14 protein-coding genes are annotated in these 21428 nt (G+C 39.1%); 2 read left to right on the top strand and 12 right to left on the bottom strand.

Going from position 1 to position 21428, the window contains the following annotated elements; all coding sequences use genetic code 11:
• Nucleotides 1-65: 65 nt before the first annotated feature.
• From mraY to recJ, 12 genes are all read right to left on the bottom strand, one after another.
• Nucleotides 66-1046 carry a phospho-N-acetylmuramoyl-pentapeptide-transferase gene (gene mraY / locus ACVC7R_RS07250; RefSeq protein ID WP_447264132.1) on the bottom strand — a complete coding sequence of 327 codons (981 nt, stop codon included), beginning with the start codon at nt 1044-1046 and terminating at the stop codon, nt 66-68.
• 1 nt (nt 1047) lies between these two features.
• The gene (pbp2x, locus tag ACVC7R_RS07245; RefSeq protein WP_447264131.1) at nt 1048-3303 is read right to left on the bottom strand and encodes a penicillin-binding protein PBP2X; all 2256 of its coding nucleotides are present in this window, start codon (nt 3301-3303) and stop codon (nt 1048-1050) included.
• 3 nt (nt 3304-3306) lie between these two features.
• Nucleotides 3307-3624: a cell division protein FtsL gene (ftsL, locus tag ACVC7R_RS07240; protein WP_447264130.1), complete on the bottom strand. Its 318-nt coding sequence runs from the start codon at nt 3622-3624 to the stop codon at nt 3307-3309.
• Between the two features lie 9 nt (nt 3625-3633).
• Nucleotides 3634-4584 carry a 16S rRNA (cytosine(1402)-N(4))-methyltransferase RsmH gene (rsmH, locus tag ACVC7R_RS07235; RefSeq protein ID WP_447264129.1) on the bottom strand — a complete coding sequence of 317 codons (951 nt, stop codon included), beginning with the start codon at nt 4582-4584 and terminating at the stop codon, nt 3634-3636.
• Nucleotides 4585-4891: 307 nt separating this feature from the next.
• Complete coding sequence (locus ACVC7R_RS07230) at nt 4892-6631, bottom strand: AAA family ATPase (protein WP_447264128.1); 1740 nt, start codon at nt 6629-6631, stop codon at nt 4892-4894.
• A complete protein-coding gene (locus ACVC7R_RS07225) occupies nt 6628-7605 on the bottom strand; it encodes a hypothetical protein (protein WP_447264127.1) in 978 nt (325 codons plus the stop codon). The genes ACVC7R_RS07230 and ACVC7R_RS07225 overlap by 4 nt, the downstream gene beginning before the upstream one ends.
• 144 nt (nt 7606-7749) lie before the next feature.
• Nucleotides 7750-9588, bottom strand: a complete 1839-nt coding sequence (gene uvrC, locus ACVC7R_RS07220) for an excinuclease ABC subunit UvrC (RefSeq protein WP_447264126.1) — start codon at nt 9586-9588, stop codon at nt 7750-7752.
• 56 nt (nt 9589-9644) lie between these two features.
• The gene (locus ACVC7R_RS07215) at nt 9645-10346 is read right to left on the bottom strand and encodes a M57 family metalloprotease (protein WP_447264125.1); all 702 of its coding nucleotides are present in this window, start codon (nt 10344-10346) and stop codon (nt 9645-9647) included.
• A gap of 107 nt (nt 10347-10453) precedes the next feature.
• Nucleotides 10454-11233 (bottom strand): alpha/beta hydrolase, encoded by a 780-nt coding sequence (locus ACVC7R_RS07210; RefSeq protein WP_447264124.1) that lies wholly within the window; start codon nt 11231-11233, stop codon nt 10454-10456.
• Between the two features lie 68 nt (nt 11234-11301).
• A complete protein-coding gene (locus ACVC7R_RS07205; protein WP_447264123.1) occupies nt 11302-12963 on the bottom strand; it encodes a ribonuclease J in 1662 nt (553 codons plus the stop codon).
• A gap of 476 nt (nt 12964-13439) precedes the next feature.
• Complete coding sequence (locus ACVC7R_RS07200; RefSeq protein ID WP_447264122.1) at nt 13440-14096, bottom strand: COG3942 and LysM peptidoglycan-binding domain-containing protein; 657 nt, start codon at nt 14094-14096, stop codon at nt 13440-13442.
• A 212-nt stretch (nt 14097-14308) separates the two neighbouring features.
• The gene (recJ, locus tag ACVC7R_RS07195) at nt 14309-16528 is read right to left on the bottom strand and encodes a single-stranded-DNA-specific exonuclease RecJ (RefSeq protein WP_447264138.1); all 2220 of its coding nucleotides are present in this window, start codon (nt 16526-16528) and stop codon (nt 14309-14311) included.
• A gap of 217 nt (nt 16529-16745) precedes the next feature.
• Between recJ and ACVC7R_RS07190 the strand changes: the two genes are divergently transcribed.
• Both ACVC7R_RS07190 and ACVC7R_RS07185 read left to right on the top strand, forming a co-directional pair.
• Nucleotides 16746-17324: a class I SAM-dependent methyltransferase gene (locus ACVC7R_RS07190; RefSeq protein ID WP_447264121.1), complete on the top strand. Its 579-nt coding sequence runs from the start codon at nt 16746-16748 to the stop codon at nt 17322-17324.
• A gap of 219 nt (nt 17325-17543) precedes the next feature.
• On the top strand, nt 17544-21287 hold the full coding sequence (locus tag ACVC7R_RS07185) for a pullulanase (protein ID WP_447264120.1): 3744 nt from the start codon (nt 17544-17546) through the stop codon (nt 21285-21287).
• The last annotated feature ends 141 nt before the right edge of the window (nt 21288-21428 follow it).

Raw genomic sequence — 21428 nt, 5'->3', positions numbered from 1 at the left:
TAAAGATAATAGGAAATAAAAAGAGAAGGAGCTAAGTCTTTCTCTCTTTATTTCAATATTTTCTTTTAGAACAAGTACATAAAAGCTAAAGTTAGGAGACTTGCAAGTAAACCAACTCCCCAGAAGAAGAAATCGACTTTCCACTCACTCCAAGCTTGACCTTTTCCTGTAAAACCACCTAGTTCAAAATGGTGATGAACTGGTGTCATCCGGAAGATACGTTTTCCGCCAGTCAACTTAAAGTAGGTAACTTGCATCATAACAGATGTTGTTTCAAAAACATACACTATACCAATCAGGAGTAGCGTCCATTCTTGGTGCAGTGCCATAGAAATAGCAGCCAACATCCCTCCAAGAGCAAGACTTCCCACATCTCCCATAAATACTTTAGCAGGCTTATGGTTATAGACAAAGAAACCAAGAAGACCACCAATCATGGCAAGAATTACTAGGAGAATATCCAATTGGTTTTGAACATAAGCAATGACTCCATAGGCAGATAGGCTAATCACTACTGAGATACTTGCCAAGCCATCAATTCCGTCAGTCAAGTTAACAGCATTTGAAAAACCAACTAACCAGAAGAGAGCAAAGAAAATGTAAAGAACGCCTAAGTGCAATGGATAACCAAATACATTTAAGACATCCCCTCCTCTTTCATAAAAGAGATAGAAGATAACTCCTCCTACTAATTGAAGCAAGAGCTTTTGTTTAGGATTGAGCCCTTCATTGATTTTACGAAAAACCTTGAGAAAGTCATCTAAAAAACCTACCAATCCATATAGTAGCAAGATGAAGAGAATCATCCCTACATTGTTGGTCAATTGATTGGTTAAAAGTGCAAAGATAAAGCTGACTAAAACACCTACTATAAGGAAAACAATTCCACCCATTGTTGGTGTTCCAGCTTTTGCTTGATGCTGTTTCACATCCTCGTGCATCTGCTGACCAGTGATTTGTGCTTTACGGTAAAAACGGATAAAAGCTGGAATTCCTACCACTGTAAGAACAAAAGTAAGGATTCCAGGAAAGATAGAAACTAGCATTCTAATCTCCTAAAGTTATTTTTATTTTCTGTATATTTTTTAAAGCTGTATTGGTACGAACACTTTGTTTTTTTACAGTTTCTCCTGTACCTTCAAATTCAACTTCGATATCCAGCCATTTTGCAAAAGTTTCGACATTCTTCTTAGACCATCCGTACAAATCAGGCATTTCTTCTACCTTATCAGAAAGGAGTAAGATCTGCTCATTTGCGTCTAGATTGCTTCCTTCTGCCGCTGAACTTTCTTTGATTTTCGTTCCTGAACCGATAACGATTGGTTGAACAAGGTTACGTCGTAGTTCTTCTGCCAAATCTCCAGGGCTATAGTCTTTTGTCGAAGGCATAGCATAGTTAGTCGTAGTGGTAACCTGATCCAGACTTTTAGCAGTTGATTGAAGATTGAGAGATTCTTTCATCGCAGAAGCACGCTCCAAGATAGGGTTGGCGAACTCACCCAACTGAATCCCAGAATAATGCTGAGGTTGTTGAACTGTTACATAGAGGATGAAATCGGGATTTTCAGAAGGATGCATGGTTACTACAGAAAAGATATGATTGGTTTCCCCAACTAAGTATCCTCCATTTTGCTCATCAGCAATCTGAGCTGTTCCTGATTTCAGGGCAACATTTTGCCCCGGAACAGTTACAGTTGGCTTGCCTGTGCTGTGGTTATACATGGTTCCATAAACCGGATCCGTCCCTACCAAAATCATATTAGTCCGAGTTAGACTAGCTGCATCTTTAGAAACAGGATTTCCCACAATTTCTTTTTGAGATTTCCGAGCAGTTTGATCATTTGGATCATATAAAGCACTGATAAATTTAGGCTCTAGCATAACTCCATCATTAGCAATAGCTGTAAAAGCTCTGAGCATTTGCACATGAGTTACAGAAATACCCTGACCGAAGGAACTCATGGCAATATTGACAATATTGTCATCAGGCAATTGTCCACCATACTCATTACTCATCCCAAATCTTGTTGGAATTCCGAATTTGAAACGATTGAGGTAATCCAACCAAGTTGCATCTCCCATCTTTTGCTCCAACAAGGTCATTCCGACATTACTAGAGTGGGCAAAACCTTGCAAGTATGTCATTATTCCACCACTCGTTAACCCAGCATTTACATCCCAGTCCTTGATGGTAACATCAGCAATTTTTAATTCGCTACTGTTGAAATATTCTCCTCCAGGGAAGGTATTATTGTCAATAGCGGCCGCCAGAGTCATTACCTTCATGGTTGATCCTGGTTCATAGTTACTTTGATACAGAAAATCACGCCAAACAAAGTTCTCTGTAATCCCTTCTTTGGTATCAGCATCAAAGGTTGGTCTTTGAGTTGTAGCCAGAATTTCTCCTGTCTTGGCGCTGACCAAAGTCGCAGTCATATATTTCCCTTTTACTTTTTCTTGGAAGGCATCCATTTGACTTTCCATGAAAGATTGTAAAGGACTAGATAGGGTTGTATAGACGTCTTTCCCGTTTACGATCTGTTGAGTAACTTGCTCAGTCCCTGGAACAATATTCCCTAGACGGTCTTTTTCATAGGTGATAATTCCATCTGTTCCTGCTAATAAGCTATTCAAGGAACTCTCAACACCAGATGTCCCAACAAGACTTTTTGAGCCATCCTCGTTTTCATGCAGCTGAGCTAAGCCAATGAAAGGCGATGCGAATTTCCCATTTGGATAGCTTCGATTTGGGCTAGTTGTAAAATCGACTCCCGCAACCTTAGCTGTCTCCAAGTCTTTTTTGATAGACATCATATTGGCATAAGTAATACCATTTCCCTTGACACCGAAGGAAACTTGCTTCAGATTAGGTTGAGAAAGTTGTTCCTTGACGTAGGATTCCTCCATATCTAGATACTTATGGAAGACTTCCGCAACTTTATTATACTGGGATTCCTCTACATAAAGAATTTTCCCATTTGCAGATTTGTATTCCTTATCGATAATCGCATAGACATTGTATGATGTCGCATCTTCTGCTATCGGTGTTCCATTACGGTCATAAATCGTCCCTCTTTTAGCAGGAACTGTTCGAGTTGTTTGGTGGACCCTCTTTGCTTCTTTAACGAGGTCAACACCAAATTTTGAGCCTGTACCAATAATTACCGCAAAGTTAACCAAAAAAACAGCAAAGAGAAAGATGGCCAAAAGGCTCAGATTCTTTCCCACTAGTCTGCGGTTTTCCATTGGAGTTTTACGATTTTTAATGGCAAAGCGTATAATTCTTTCTTTCCAGTTTTTCATTTACTACTCCGCCGATCGGATATTTTCATTATTCAATTGCAGGTCTTGTGAGTCTGCAATTCCGGTCAAACGTTCTGATCGGATCAATTCATTAACTTCTTGTTTCGCATCATCCAGCTCTGTCTTTTTCTCCTCAATCTGTGTATTGAGAGTCGTCAAATCCCTTTGAATCTGCAAAAGCTTAGTCTGCATATAAACAACACTGACTGCCAAGACAAGGGCTGTGATAGCAATTGAAAGGTAAAAGGCCTTTTCAACACGTGAAAATTTTTTAATACGAGCTTGTAGCAATTGGCTCGTTGTTCCTCTGATTTCTGCCATTATTTCCTCTTACTTGTGAATTTTTTTTGCCACTCGAAGCTTGGCTGAGTGGGAACGATTATTGGCTTCCAATTCTTCCTTGCTTGGTAAAATCGGTTTCCGAGATACCAATTCCATTTTGGGCTTGAGATCGTCTGGGATGAAAGGCAAACCTTTAGGAACTTCAACTGTGGAAGCTTCCTTAAATAGTTGCTTGGTCAAACGATCTTCCAGCGAATGGAAGGTAATCACTGAGATTCTACCATCTAGAGCCAGCATCTCCATAGCTTGCTGAATAGACTCATCAGCTGCTCCCAACTCATCGTTAACTTCAATACGAATGGCCTGGAAAATCTGCTTGGCCGGATGACCTTTTTTCTTAAGTTCCTTAGCAGGCTTGGCTGATTTGATAATCTCTGCTAATTCGGTTGTTGTCTCGATTGGCTTCACTTGACGTGCTTGTTCAATTTTTCGCGCAATCTGTTTAGAAAACTTGTCTTCTCCATATTTGAAAAAGATTCGTACCAAATCATGGTAGTCGTAGTGATTAACTACTTCATAAGCAGTCAAACTAGCTTCTTGATTCATTCGCATATCTAGTGGCGCATCTTTTTTATAAGAAAAACCACGCTCACGTTGATCTAACTGCGGACTAGAGACCCCTAAGTCATAACAAATTCCATCAATCTCTGTCACGCCTAAGTCATTTAAGCGTTCCTTCAAATGACGGAAATTATCCTTGACAAAAGTGACCATTCCCTTTTCGATATAGGGCGCTAAACGTTTTTGCGCGTTGTCAATGGCGTTTTGATCTTGGTCAAAGGCATACAAATGCCCTTTCTCGCTTAACTTACTTAATAAATACTCGCTGTGTCCTGCTCCACCTAAGGTTGCATCAACGTAAATACCATCAGGTTTTACATCTAGCATATCAATGGTCTCATGGAGCATGACTGTTACATGATGAAATTCTTTTGTCATATCTTATCTATTTTACCACAAATCCGACTAGCTTGCACCCACTAAAGCAAAAACATTCCACTGCGTCTTTATTCTTTATATTCAGCAGACGACTCAGCAACTTAGGGGAAGTTTAAGTGTTGTAGCTATCTCAGAACCTAAGATATACTCATTTCATTTCTTAAGAGAAACCACACAAATAGATATTTCTCTATTCAGATGAAAAAGCTGAGTTAATATGGAGAGAGAATATATCTTAGACTATAATACTCCATTACTAATTTTAAAATTATCTACTTTAATCACTCCAACACTTTAAAAATCCTAATTAAATTTCAGTATTAACTGTCCTATTATTTGTTCTGACCATTTCTCTGACTGTCTGGCGTTGTTCATCAGTGAGACCCAATTTTAGTAGTTGTTTTTCAATACTAAATTCTGAGGTATTGTATTTCTTATCATACATCTCTAATAGTTTAGTACGAAGAATAGGCTCGCTAATTAAATGAATTTCTTTTAATAGTTCTTCTTCAGTTCCTTCCAGCTCCTCTTCTCCATTAAGTCTTTCAATCATAGAATTAATCTTCGCTAAGGCAAAATCACCATAAATATTATCAATCAAATTTTCCTTCATGATTTCTTGGATATTCTTTGCAAAAGTATTTTGTAAAACTTTTCCTTCTGAATATCCCATTTCTTGATTTTTTTCAATCATAATCACATTTCCTGGTTTAATATCAGATAACATATAGGGAGAGTGGGTTGTAAAGGAGAGTTGAATCTTTCTTCCCTTTCCCTCGGATTCCAAAATTTCAGAAAGACTATTAATCAAAATTTTAATTAATCTCCTAGACCATTCTAGATGCATTCCTGTTTCTAATTCATCAACTAGCAGTATAATATCCCCAGAATTTTCTTCATCCATAGATAGATACGTATAAAGTTGTGAAAATATTTCAATTAAGTTCCCTTCCCCAGTTGACATATGATAATTAGGAGTCTCTTTTATCAAATTATAATTATTAAAGTTTTCATTTAAACTATAACATAAATCACACATTAGTCCTTTTGATTTTGTATACTGGAATAGTTTGTCATTAAGTTTCTCAAATAAAGATCTATTATTATTGACGTATTTTAACAAAATTGAAGAAGAACTACTATCAACTAAAGAACCATTTTCTCGGATTTCTATAAAAATGTTAACAATAGTAATTATTGATTCAACATACTCTTTTCTAATTTTCCTTGTTTTATCCTTTACTTCATTTTTGTCTAATTCTTCTACCATCTCTAAAAGTAGATTAATTCCAAAATTCTCATAATCAGAAACATCTTCCGTTAAATATTTTGCACACTTAGACACTATAGATTCAGATAATAGTTTCTTTATAAATTCATCTTCTTCATAAAAAATATTATGTATGGACTTATATATAAAAAAACCTACGGCATTTATCCCTCTCGGAATTGAGTTAGTATAATCTTTTAAACCATAAAGTTCAATCTCTAATGAACAAGACAAAACTGAACTAATAATTTTACGATCCTTTAACCACAGATATGATTTTATAAACATTGCCAATCCTTCTTGATTCAATGTTGTATGATATCCAATAGTTCCTCCTCCCTTATTTAGCAAATTAACGTATAGGATCTTTTGAGGCTCATAATTATATTCTAGAAGATAATTAAAACTCCTATTCTGATTACCATCAGTATCAACAAATAGATTATTGGAAGAAATATTAAATCTAACTCGATCTTCCTGTTTCCCTAGTTCAAAAAGGGATAAATATTGATTATCAGGGTCTTGTTCGTATTTATATGGTGAGTGGCTACTAATTATGTTTAAAATCGTTGTCTTTCCAGTCCCATTTATCCCAACTATTGGTGAAATATTATAAATAGACTCTCCATAAAAGTTTTCAATATAGTCTGGATTTTTATCAATTTTTAATTCATTCGTTTCAAAATCAAAATTTACTTTATATTCGTCTGAAAAATTAAAAATCTGATTCTTAAAAAGCTTATCGTACTGTTTAATCACCAAAGCAATTAATTTCATTCTTCTTCCCCTACTAGTCCAATTTCTTTGCTGATATCTGTAACCATTTTTGAAAGTGGTCTTTTCCCATAATTTTCTTTGTCTGTGTAGTGACCTGTTATAAAGCGATTCACTTCAGTCTTGCTCAATTCAAGATTTGTTTGATTTAAGATTTCTGCCAAACCTTTTCTATAACTATCTGTATATACTTCTTTTTTCCAAATCAATTCATTGACTACATCAATGTGGCTTTGATATAGCTCCTCTATACCCAAAATACGAATCCCATTTTTAAAGTCTGGATTACGAGAATCAATTTTTATTTCAATCTTATCAGTAGACTTTGGAATGTATGTAAACTTTACATCATCGAATGGAAAACTGCTATCATAAGGACTATGTTTTAAATCCTTATTTAATTTCACATGATTGCAACTATAGCAACTAGGGATTAAATTATAAAATGAAACAGCAAACAGCGGATAGCTGTCTTTTGGAAAAAAATGGTCTAGTTGAGCAGTATTTACTACTTTAGTCTGACCGTTAATTTCTTGTTTGCAACCCGGACATTCTTTTTCAGTCCCATCAATTACCAATAACTCTTGATTACAGTTATTACATTGAAGAAATTTATATGTTGAACTTATATAATTACGATTACAATACGGGCATACCGAAACGTTTTTTAAATCAATTATTTTCTTTCTCAGTTCAGAATCAATCTTGTCGTAGGATTTTTTTAGATACTCTGCTAATCTAGGTTTTTCATCTACGAAATTATCCAAGAATTCTTTAATATTCTCTAAAAATGAATACTCACCAGTCATTATCTTTAGAAAAGCATCTTCTTCACTTGCTAGTTCTTGTACATTGCTGGCTACCCAACTATTTAAATCATTTTTAAATTCAGGATAATTTCGAAAATTCATTTTTTTATATAATTCTAAGCAAATTTTTTCAACTTCAAACGGATTTGATTTTTCTATAGGTATCATAACTGATTTTCCATTCTATCACAATAGACTGTTCGCAAAATCTTGATTGACATGTTAATCATTGGTTTTTGCTAAGGATTCTGCAATTCTGCTTCTAAGGATATCACATTGCCATAATTACTGATAAAATTGCGATTTTATGGTTCATGATTTTCCTTCTGTTTGGTAATTTACTCTTTCTTCTGCAACCTGAGCTAGTTCTACACGCTCTTGGGGATTCAAGTGTTGATGAACTGCCTCTGCCACTGCTCTTGGTATACCAACTGCAACAATCTCGTCCACGCTAGCTTCCTTGATTTTTGTCAGAGATTTGAAATATTTCATCAAATTCTGCTTGCGTTTGGGACCTAAGCCTTCAATTCCATCCAATTGAGAAGAGAAGGAATTTTTCGAACGGAGTTGACGGTGGAATGTAATGGCAAAGCGGTGTACCTCATCCTGAATGCGTTGCAAGAGGAAAAATTCCTGAGAATTGCGAGACAACTCTACCACCTCAAGCGGATCTCCAAAGAGCAACTCATGAGTTTGGTGCTTGTCATTCTTTTGAAGACCTGCGATAGGGATATCCAAACCTAGTTCCTCTTGGATAACTTGCTTAGCAATATTTACCTGGCCTTGTCCCCCATCAATAACGATTAAGTCAGGCGGTGTCAGACCATCTCGTTGGACTCGGCCATAACGTCTGCGAATAACCTCTCGCATACTAGCATAGTCATCTGGTCCGACCACTGTCTTAATCTTATACTTACGGTAATCTTTCTTGCTAGGTTTTCCGTTGACAAAAACAACCATAGCAGAGACAGGACTAGTCCCCATGATATTAGAGTTATCAAAGGACTCGATACGAACTGGGGTCGGAATTTGTAAAAGTCGCCCAAGATTTTCAATAGCACCCTGGGTTTTCTCAACTGATTTTTCCAGCAGATTAAACTTCTGCTCTAGACTAACACGCGCATTTTTGATAGCGAGATTGACCAGTTGTTTTTTCTCACCTCTTTGTGGCTTGAGAATCTTGGTATCTACCAAGGCCTGGATAGCTTCTTCGTCAATGTCCTGAGGAATCAAAATTTCATTGGGAATCAGGTGAGATTTTTCTTGATAAAACTGTCCCACATAGGTCAAAAAATCCTCATCTGGATCATTATAATAAGGAAAGAGGTTGACATCACGCTCAATCAATTTGCCCTGACGGACAAAGAAGACCTGAACACACATCCAGCCCTTATCCACATAGTAACCAAAGACATCACGGTTTTGGAGATCCTTGGCCATAACTCTTTGCTTGGTACGAAGGGTCCCAATAGCCTGGATCAGATCACGGTATTCGGCTGCACGTTCAAACTCCATATTCTGAGCTGCCAAAGCCATCTTACTCTTGAGTTCATCGATGATTTTGTCATCCTGCCCCTTGAGAAAATCAGAAACTTCTTGAGACATAGCTTTAAAATAAGCTTCATCTTTATGACAAACCGTATGAGCCATACACTGGCCGATATGGTAATAAAAACAAACTTTTGAAGGAGGATTGGTACACTTGCGAAAAGGAAAAATCCGATCTAATAGCCGCTTGATTTCATTGGCTGCCCCCACATCCGGATAGGGACCAAAATAGAGACCTCCGTCTTTTTTGACCTGACGGGTGATAATCAAGCGAGGATAGCGCTCATTGGTGATTTTGATGAAAGGATAGGACTTATCATCCTTGAGCATAATATTGTACTTAGGCTTGTTTTCCTTGATGAGATTAATCTCCAAAAGGAGAGCCTCAATATTAGACTCTGTCACAATAAACTCAAAATCCACAATTTCAGATACTAAGGCTTCTGTCTTGGTATCGTGACTTCCACGAAAATACGACCGCACCCGATTGCGCAGATTTTTGGCCTTCCCTACATAGATGATCGTGCCGTTTTTATCTTTGTGAATGTAACAACCAGGGCTATTCGGCAAGAGCTCCAGTTTTGATTTAATCAAGTTATTCATAGTTCCATTATAGCAAAAAGCACCTCTCATTGCTCACATCAAGAAGCTCAATTTCCCTAATCTCCTGACTCATAGAGTTCTTGAACTTCTTTTACATCTTGAGCTTGGATACCGTAATAAGACCCTGCCGGTTGCATGACTGAAACTTCATTGGTATGTTGCAAACCAATAGCATGCCCTAACTCATGTTCTGCCGTATGCAAGATACGTTCATAGGTATAGCCATAATTTGGATTGGATAGATAATAATGATTTAAGCGAACAGTCACAGAAGTGAATTGTTTGGTTAGGAGATTGGTTTGACTCTCCGCCTCACCTGCTACAGCTGTCGAACCATCATTCATTTCGGTAGCGAAAATAGTGGCCTGATCCGGTTCTGTTACAAGCTCAAAGTCAAATGTTCCTGTCTGATTCCAGTTAGCAATAGCTTCAGTGTAGGCCCTTTGGAAAGTCGCATCCATTTGAGGATCTATATAGATCCTTGCTTGAGCTTTCGCCCATTTTGCTCCTGAAGCTTGATGATGATCTGTCTGAGACAAACCTTGCAACTTCCCAGTTTCTTGCCATTGATCCCAGCCTGCTTGCCCGACTTGAGCCATTTTACTGATTTGATTGAAAGCCCCAGATAAATCTCCTGTCACGTACCAGAGAATTCCAAAAGCGATGAGAATAAAGAGTATTAGTGTCCATACAAGACGCCAAAACATCCGCAAAATTCCAAATATAAAACGATATAACACACGAATAATCCAGCCCATGATTGCCCACCTTTCTCTAAAAAATAAGAACCCATCTTTAAGTCATGGATTTCCATTCTAAAGATAGGCTCACTATTTTACTAAAACAAACTGAAAGAAAGCTAAAATTAAGACAAGCGTTCTTCTAAAACAAAATCGATTGGCAGAGTAGTCAAAAAACGTTCCAATTGTTTTTCCCAATAATACCACTCATGGGTTCCTGCACTATGGCTATAGGTCACATCGAAACCAAGTTTCTTAAGATTTTTAACTGCTAGATTATTGGCAGAGTAGAGATAATCTTGTTCGCCACACCAAACCCAGAGTTTAGTCTTCTTGTCTGACTTTTTGGCAAGGGTCTCAAGCGAGTAAGGGCTATTCACCCAATCATTAACTTTGCCAAAAACACCTCGCCAGTAGGCACGCGTTCCTAAATCTTGACTCTCAGGAGAAAAGTCCTCAAAGCTAAGTGCCCCAGAAAAGCTAGCGGCATGTGAGAAACGGTCAGTTGACAGTGCTAACTTAAAGGAACCGTAACCTCCCATTGATAAACCAGCAATAAAAGTCTTTTCTCGTTTGTTGGTCATATTGGGGAAGAAGCGTTTGAGCACCTGAGGCAATTCTTCTGCTAGAGCTGTGTAGTAGTTATAGCCATACTGAGTATCTGTATACCAGCCGTTACTTGTATTCGGCATGACAACAATCAGATTGGTCCCTCGCAACAAGCGCTCCACATTGGTCCGTTTGAGCCAGCTGTTGTGGTTTCCTGACATCCCATGAAGGAGATAGAGGACAGGAATATCTGTGCAATCCGGTTCCTCAACCCGAGATGCATCGGGGTAGAGGACATTTACTCCCCACTCCATATCTAAAACTTCTGAGTAATACTCAATCTTCATTACTGCCATAACGTACTCCTTATTCGTTTGAGATAAGAAAAAGCCGAAACTCGACTTTCTCTCTTGCTATTGAATCCTTATTTTGCTTCCATAACTACTGGTAAAATAGCTGGACGACGTTTGGTTTGATCAAAGAGGAACTTGGCCAAATGATCACGTACTTTACCTTTCAGATCAGCCCAGTCAAAGTCCTCACCTTGAAGATAGTCTTCAACTGTTTGGTTCACCAACTCTGTACTTTCGCGCAGAATATCTCGACTCTTTTTGAGGTAGACAAATCCACGTGTATGCACTCGAGCTTTGGCAATGATTTTCTTCTCGCGACGGTTAACAGTGATAGCCACAATGAAAATACCATCTTCTGACAAGACCTTACGGTCGCGAAGAACAACGTTCCCAACATCTCCGATGGCATTTCCGTCGATTAAGACATCACCTGCAGTAACGGCGCCAGATGGAACGAAGTCTCCATGCTCATAGGACATGGTTGTCCCTTTTTTAGGGATAAAAATACGTTCTGGTAACATACCGACAGCCATAGCAGCCTTGGCATGAGCATCCAATTCACGGTATTCTCCTTGGATAGGGAAAAGATACTTGGGTTGCAAGAGGTTAATCATCAATTGCAAATCACGCGCATTTCCATGTCCTGATACACGCAAGTTTTGAGTAATCGGTTTAACGATACCACCTGCTTGGTAGACCATATTTTCTACACGTGCCATGACAGCTTCTTTAGCGATTGATGGTGTTGTAACGATATAAACCAAGTCGCCATCTTTGATTTCAACATAGCGGTGACGACCGATTGACATTTTACGGAGTCCATTAATCGGTTCTCCCATACGACCAGTCTCAAGGATAATCAACTCGTGATCTTCAAAACGAGACATGTCTTTTGGTTTAATCAAAAGACTTTCATTTGCTAGAGACAATTTCTTCAAGCGAATGGCTGTACGAACGATATTTTCAATATCGAAGCCAGTCAAAACAACGCGGCGACCTGTATCTGCAGCGGCGTCAAAGACCTGCTGGATACGAGAAAGGTTACTTGCAACAGCAGCTACAATGATACGGCCATCCCAGTCAGAAATGGTTTGCGTAATTTCATCACCAACTTCACTTTCGCTGGCTACTTGAATATTACTGTCTGCGTTTGCTGAATCACTTAGTAGAGCTAAAACTCCTTCACGACCGATTTCTGCTAAACGACCAAAGTCAGTCGCATATGATTCGCTAGCCGTTTGGTCAAATTTGAAGTCCCCTGTATAAACGATACTTCCTTTAGATGTTTTCAAAACGACACCCAGACTTTCTGGGATAGAGTGAGTTGTGCGGAAGAAGGAAACTTCAATACCACCAAAGTCGATTTCTGTATTTTCATCAATAACATGGAAATCATCAAATTTCTTGACGCTATCATTTCCCTTAACAAAAAGCTTAGCAAGCTCAATTGTCAACTCTGAACCAAAAACAGGGACCTTAGCTTCGGATAGGAGATAAGGAAGAGCTCCAATTGCATCTGCATGCCCGTGCGTTAAAAAGACACCCGCAATACGGTCGCTATTTTCAAACAGATATTCCATATTTGGAATAACGACATCGACACCCAACTGTTCATTTTCCGGATATTTTAAACCTGCGTCTAAAACAAAGATAGAGTCGTTAATTTCTGCGATGTACATGTTTTTCCCGTTTTCACGAACACCGCCCAAAGTTGTTAATTTAATATTGGTCATTTTCCCTCCGAAGTATTACTATAACGTGTTTGTAGAGTCTTCACAAGTCTCTTTTTGTAAAAGTCCAATATACTTTTACCCGAATCTTTTCCTCTCATTATACCATTTTTTTACTAATTTTCAAAATGAAGATAGGATTTCAACCGGAGAACATTCACCACGAATAACCGAATCGCTACTTTATTTTCGCTTTGCGAAATCTCTGTCTACCGGAGGACTTAGGGCCTTACTTCACAAACAGCGATTCGGCTAAAGATAGTAATAAGGGACTTGCTCATAAAGAAAAAAAGAGGCTGGGACAAAAGTCCTAGCCTCTCAATTGTCTTTGGATTGTAGAGCAAGACGCAGTGGTTGAGTGGGCTCTACTACGCTGATTTCATCAGCTTTTACAGCCCTACTCAACTGTGCGGAGGTGGGACGACGAAATCGAATTCTAACGAATTACCGATTGCTGTCCCACTCTCTTTTAATCATCTTTAGTTTGGATAGATATAAGTAACTCTACCTAAAAATTCATGTGGGTTAAAGAAGCCACGATAATTAGCAATTTGTTTTTGACGTCTGTAGTTTGCTTCTAATACCTGGATAGAATTCTCACTTTGTACATCCGTCACATAAGCAACGTGTCCGTATTCACCACCGTCCCAAACGGCGATTGCGCCTACTACTGGAACATCTCCTACACGATAACCTTGAGCACTAGCGTAAATCGCCCAAGTATTGGCATTTCCCCACCAGTTGCTAGCCCAAGGAGCCAATTCTTTCACGCCCCATGTACACTGACCAACAGGATAAGAGTTTCCATAGTTTGTAGGAGTATTCACAACGACATCCTCATCTGCCACCTCATTAACAGTACTAGTTGCTTCATAAGCTGGAGCACCGTATGAATAGCTAGCCTGAGCTGGACCGCTTACTTCTAGTAAATCTCCTGGGTGGATAACATCAAAAATGCTTTTCCCATTATTTGCTGCCAACTCATAAGGATCCATACCATTTGCAGTAGCAATAGCAAAAAATGAATCTCCGTCTTGGACGACGTAAGAGGATGCGCTAACAGTTTGAGCACCTACTGAAGCTAAAATAGCCGTGGAAGTTAAACCAAGAGTCAGCTTAGCAACTGTTTTTTTCATAATGAATTTCTCCCTTTATTTTGTTAATAATTTCCTATTTGTTGTTTACAAAGAGAATCATACCTGATTTAGATGTCATTTGTTTTAGAGTTATATTTAAGTCATGTTACAAATAGTTATATTTTTAATACACAAAATTTAGAAAAGATAAACTATTAAGGTAGATAAGGGAGGTTAAAAAGCTGAGATTGTTCATCTCAGCTTCTTTTCTTCTATTTTTCCATTAAAAAGTCATAGATTTCCTGCACCGTACCTAGTGCCAGCATTTCTTGATCTTTAACAGTTTGTTTGAGATTTTGATAAATCTGACTTTCAGCGATGTCCCGCTTTGCAGCATCTTTATTTACTTTCATGACACCATTCTCAATTGTAACAAAACCAAGCTCTTCAAAAATCTGAATCATCTTAACTAGCAAGATTTGCTCAATCTTCAAATAGGCTGATAAATCCTTTAGTTTATAACGAATATCGAATTCTGGGAACTGATAGATTGTTTTATAGAGTTTGGCGAATTGCTCTCTTGTGCCATAGCCCGTCAAATAGTAGGGCTTATCGATATCATTTTTAAAGTAAATAGCTGAGAAATCATACTGCTGGAAAATGTCTTTAAGAATAGTGATATCCTCTGGAAGATTCTTGACCACAACCGCTGAACTTGAAGAAAGATCAGGCAATCCTCCTGTAAAATCCAGTACAGGTACTCCCTCTGGTAGAGCTGCACTCTTCCCACGAATATTAAAGAGTTGAACACCGTCCACACGAGCATCTACCATCATTAATTGTAGGGTTGTTTGGCCATTCCATTGGTTAACAGAAAGAGTAACTGCCAATTCCAATTGCTTGGTCTGAGAAAATTCTGTAGCCTTTGCCCCTAGTCCAAAAGCTACTACCTCAAAGCTCGCAGTTCCTTTGGATATCTTCAATTTCAGATGACTATCTCCTGCTCCCATGGAACGAGCATTTTCAACTTGAAAATCTCGAATATAAAAAACAGGTTTTTGGTTATCCATTCCAAAAGGAGCTAAGCGTTCAAAACTTTTAACCGTCTCTAAACTGAGGCTTTCCAAATCTAATTCTTCATCTAGATATAATGTACTTTTACCCTTGGCATCTATCCCTTTGTCTCTCACATAGGCCTCTAAAATGTCCGACAAGGCGTCTAGCTGTTCAGCTTCAAGTGTCATCCCTGCAGCGCCTGCATGCCCACCAAAAGCGATAAAAAGTTCTCGATGCGGATCCAAGGCTTCAAAGATATCGACTGCTTCAATACTTCGAGCACTTCCCTTGGCGCGACTATCTTCAATATTCAGAACAATAACTGTCTGCCCTAATTCTTCCAACAAGCGACCAGCTACAATCCCAAGCACTCCTGGATTCCAGCCTTCCTTGGCCAAAATTTGGACACTTTTGTTAGGGTCTACCAAGCTTTTAGCTTCTTCATAGATAGCCTGAACAATTTCCTTACGTTCTTCATTTTTATCTTGAATCATGAGGGCAATCTCATGCACCTCTTCATCATCAAAGCCCGTCAGTAATTCAATGGCTGGATTGGGATCATCCAAGCGTCCTAGGGCATTTAATCGAGGCGCTAACTGAAAACCAACCGTTTCTTCTGTAATATCACCGCTAGAAATCCCTGCTATTTCAAATAACTCTTGGAGCCCAATTCGTTGGGTATTGCGCAAAACTTCTAGACCATACTGAACCATGATCCGATTTTCATCTGTCAGACTGACCATATCAGCAATCGTCCCAATAGCAACCAAATCAAGCAACTCAACCTGTACTTCCTCCAAGAGGGCACAAGCTAGTTTAAAAGCCACTCCACAACCCGCTAAATGTTTAAAAGGATAATCTGCTTCTGGGTGTTCAGGATGGACAATTGCATAGGCATCTGGTAAAACCTCTGGCATGGAGTGGTGGTCTGTTACAACGACATCCACACCCATAGATTGAGCTAAGTCAATAGCCTCATGGCCTACAACTCCATTATCTACGGTTACAATCAAGGATATCCCTTGTTGCTCAATGAAGTACTTGTAGACACTGGCATTCGGACCATAACCATCTGTAAAACGATTAGGAAGATAGACTAAACACTCGGCTCCTAATTGTTCTAATGTTTCTTTAAGGATTGAAGCTGATGTCATCCCATCTGCATCGTAGTCTCCATAAACGAGAATAAATTCACCCTGCTCTATAGCACGACGAATGCGATTCACTGCCTTATCCATATCGTGGAGAAGATAGGGATCATGCAAATCATCTAGAGATGGTGCCAAAAAACGAGTCAGACTATCCTCATCCTTAATACCACGGCTAAATAATAAACGAGCAGCTTCAGGCCCTAGCCCAGCTTTCTTGGCTATCTTTGTAAAATCGGCATCCTCAACTTGAGGTGCAAATTTCCAATTAAAAGTCGGAATAATCAAAAATTTATCCACTCTTTCTTACGATTCTATCCCTTTATTATAACATGATTTCAAGTTTTTCTCCTCTTTATTTTCTTCACTCTTTCAATCAAAATCCAAAAAAAATCCTGTCCTCATCAACATTAAAAAAAGCTAACACTCGTCGATAACTCTATTTCTTTTCAACAAGACATAGCCAAAATTTTAAAACATCTCTTCTTTATGCTACACTATTGACATGGAACATCATTTTAATCATCGAGCAGAATCATTCGATTCTCCCAAAAATCAATTTCTAGCAGATCTTGTAAATGCGGAGATCAATCAACAAGTGTCTAATCTATCTACCAAATCAATCCTAGATTTTGGAGGAGGAACTGGACTTATCGCTCTTCCTCTAGCCAAACAAGCCAAGTCAGTGACCTTGGTTGACATCGCAGAAAAAATGCTGGAGCAAGCTCGTATCAAGGTTAAAAATCAAAAACTTGAAAATCTACACTTGATTCAACAAGACTTATTGCTTCAGCCATTAGAGCAAACTTTCGATCTCATTATCGTCAGTCGTGTTCTTCATCACATGCCTAATCTTGATTCCAGTCTAGCGATGTTTAAGGAACATTTGTCTCCCGGAGGACAACTATTTATCGCTGATTATACTGTACCAGATGGAGAAACACATGGTTTTGTGATTTCTGAACTTGAGGAGATTCTAAAGAATCATGGCTTCTCAGATATTCAGACACAAATACTTTATAGTTCCGAGCATCTTTTTCTTGATAAACCTTCTCAACTATTTCTTACATCTGCGATAAAATAATCACTTCTTAACACAAGCACTGAAACAATTCTACTTCATTTTTTCTTGAGTCATCAAGCTTTTCAGTCTACCTCTTTCCAACTATTTCTATCATAAAAACTCTCCTTAAAAAATAAGGAGAGTTTCTTGTTGCCATAAAACAAACATCTAGGAAAACGCTTGCATAATTTTTTACCCCGTGTTATACTAATTTTAAAATAAATTTATAGGAGACTGTTGATGAAGAACATATTCCCTCAACGCGAGAAAAAAATGGTTTATAGTATCCGTTCCTTGAAAAACGGAACCGGTTCAGTACTTATTGGGGCTAGTTTTATTCTACTTGCCCTTGCAGCACCTCATGTTGCTGCAGATGAGAATTTATCAAGCACTAGAGAAAATGTAAGCGCTGTTACTGTTGACCCTGTAGATACAGATTCTATGCCAACTCCAAGTCCTGTTTCTGGTCAAAACAATGAAAACGATTCCCTTAAAACTGAAGAAAAGGCTAAAGAATCTGAAGTAGCTTTAACTACTGAAAGTGCTAAAGCTGAGGGTGCTACAACCAATCCTTCTAGCGATCAAGTAGAAAAGAAAGACGAGCCAGCCACACCTTCAGAGGATAAAAAAACTGAAGTAGCTGCAAGTCCAGTTTCAGATGAAAAAACAAAAGTAGAAACTAATTCTGAAACACCAATCGCAGATAACTACTTCCGCATCCATGTAAAAAAACTACCAGAAGAAACTAAGGATTCTCAAGGACTCTGGACCTGGGACGATGTTGAAAAACCATCTGAAAATTGGCCAAATGGAGCCCAGTCATTTAAAGATGCCAAACAAGATGACTATGGCTATTACCTAGATGTCAAACTCAAAAATGAACAAGCCAAGAAAGTCAGCTTCCTCATCAACAATACAAAAGGCGATAATCTTACTGGAGATCGTTCTGTAGAGCGTCTCTCTCCAAAAATGAATGAAGCTTGGCTAGATGAGGATTTCAAGGTCCATAACTACCAACCTCAGCCAGCTGGAACAATCCGCGTCAACTATTTCCGCACCGATGGAAATTATGACAAGAAGTCTCTCTGGTATTGGGGCGATGTCAAGAATCCAAGCAGTGGAGAATGGCCTGACGGAACAGACTTTACCACAACTGGAAAATATGGACGCTACATCGATATTCCGCTCAATGAAGCCGCAAGAGAATTTGGATTTTTATTACTAGACGAAAGCAAGAAAGGAGATGATGTGAAAATCAGAAAAGAAGACTATAAATTCACTGATCTGAAAAACCATAGTCAAATTTTCCTTAAGGATGATGACGAAACAATCTACACTAACCCTTACTACGTTCACGACATCCGTATGACAGGTGCCCAACATGTGGCCACATCTCGAATCGAAAGTAGCTTCTCTACACTTGTCGGTGCTAAGAAAGAAGATATCCTCAAACGTTCAAACATTACAGACCATAAAGGAAACAAGGTGACCATCTCTGATGTTGAACTCGATGAAGCTGGTAAAAAAGTAACCTACATTGGTAATTTCTCTGATACTCAAAACCCTTACACAGTTGCCTACGATTCAGACCGTTTTACCACACGTTCAAGTTGGCGCCTCAAGGATGAGACCTACAGTTATGACGGTCCACTCGGCGCAACCCTAAAAGAAGATGGCAAGCGTGTCGACCTTACCCTCTGGTCTCCAAGTGCTGATAAGGTTTCAGTTGTCGTCTACGACAAGAAAGATCCTGAAAAAGTTGTCGGAACAGTCGCTCTTAAAAAGGGAGAAAAAGGAACCTGGAAACAAACCCTGGATGCAAATTCTGGACTCGGTATCAGCAACTATACTGGCTACTACTACCATTACCAGATCGAGCGCCAAGGTAAAACCGTTCTCGTTCTTGACCCTTATGCCAAATCATTAGCGGCTTGGAACAGTGATCTAGCAAAAACAGACCCTGCTCATAAAGTTGCTAAAGCTGCCTTTGTGGACCCAGCAAAACTAGGGCCACAAGATTTGACCTACGGTAAGATTCGCAACTTCAAATCGCGCGAAGATGCTGTCATCTACGAGGCACATATCCGCGACTTTACTTCAGATCCTGCCATCGCAAAAGATTTAACTAAACCATTTGGTACCTTTGAAGCCTTTATCGAGAAGCTCGATTATCTCAAAGATTTGGGCGTGACCCACATCCAACTTCTCCCAGTCTTGTCTTACTACTATGTCAATGAATTGAAAAACAAAGAGCGATTATCTGCCTATGCTTCAAGCAACAGCAACTACAACTGGGGATATGACCCTCAAAACTACTTCTCCTTGACTGGTATGTACTCAAGTGATCCTAAGGATCCAGAAAAACGTATCGCGGAATTCAAAAATCTCATCAACGAAATCCATAAACGTGGCATGGGAGCTATCTTGGACGTGGTCTACAACCATACTGCCAACGTCGATATCTTTGAAGACCTTGAGCCAAACTACTACCACTTTATGGACGCAGACGGAACTCCACGTACTAGCTTTGGAGGCGGTCGTTTAGGAACAACCCACTACATGTCTAAACGAGTCCTAGTTGACTCTATCAAGTATCTGGTTGAAACTTACAAAGTGGATGGCTTCCGTTTCGATATGATGGGAGACCACGATGCGGCTTCAATCGAAGAAGCTTACAAGGCTGCACGAGCCCTCAATCCAAATCTAATCATGTTAGGTGAAGGTTGGAGAACTTATACTGGCGATGAAAATACTCCTACTAAACCTGCTGACCAGGATTGGATGAAACACACAGATACAGTTGCTGTATTTTCAGATGATATCCGTAACAACCTCAAGTCAGGTTATCCAAATGAAGGCCAACCTGCCTTTATCACAGGTGGTAAACGTGATATCAATACCATCTTTAAAAATCTCATTGCTCAACCAACCAACTTTGAAGCGGACAACCCAGGAGATGTGATCCAGTATATCGCAGCCCACGACAACTTGACCCTCTTTGACATCATTGCCCAGTCTATCAAAAAAGACCCAAGCAAGGCTGAAAACTATGCGGAAATCCATCGTCGCTTACGACTTGGAAACCTCATGGTCTTGACAGCTCAAGGAACACCATTTATCCATTCTGGTCAGGAGTATGGACGTACCAAACAATTCCTGGACCCAGCCTACAAAACTCCTGTTTCAGAGGATAAGGTTCCAAACAAATCTCACTTGTTGCGTGATAAGGACGGCAAGCCGTTTGTCTATCCTTACTTTATCCACGACTCTTATGACTCTAGCGATGCTGTCAACAAGTTTGACTGGACCAAGGCAACAGATAAAAAAGCCTATCCTGAAAATGTCAAGAGTCGCGACTACATGAAAGGACTGATTGCTCTTCGTCAATCTACAGATGCCTTCCGACTCAAGAGTCTGCAAGATATCAAGGAGCGTGTCCGCCTCATTACTGTCCCAGGACAAAATGGAGTTAAAAATGAAGATGTGGTCATCGGCTACCAAATCACTGCTCCAAATGGAGATATCTACGCTGTCTTTGTAAATGCAGATGAAAAGGCTCGTGAATTTACTCTAGGAACAGACTTTGCTCACTTGAGAAATGCTGAAGTTTTGGCAGACGAAAACCAAGCAGGACCAGTAGGAATCGCTAATCCGAAAGGTCTTGAATGGACTGAAAAAGGGTTGCAATTGAATGCCCTAACCGCTGTTGTACTCCGCTTGTCTCAAGGTGGTGCCATTGTTGCCCCAGCTGTTGAAGAAAAGCCAGAATTTGATCTTTCTAACTTGGAAGTTGAACAAGAACAGGGCCAAGCCCAAAATCTAGCAGCAAATCCTGACTCTCAAGAAACTGCTGCGGAATCTCTTTCTCAGAAAGTCCTTCCAAACACAGGAACTGAAAACAAATCACCTCTTGCACTTGCAGGGATCAGTATCCTTTCACTACTTGGACTAGGAAGTCTGATAAAATCTAAAAAAGAAGAATAGACTATCTTTAGTAGATTATTCTCTTAGGATTAAAACAAACAAAAAGCAAGAACTTACAAATGTTCTTGCTTTTTTGATTACCAGTAAACACCCTTATAAGACAAGGTCATAAAAATAGAGATGGATTCTAGAAACTTCTAT

Source organism: Streptococcus sp. Z554, from assembly GCF_053010305.1.
The sequence above is the reverse complement of the archived record's forward strand: the minus strand, read 5'-3'. Positions and strand labels throughout refer to the sequence as shown.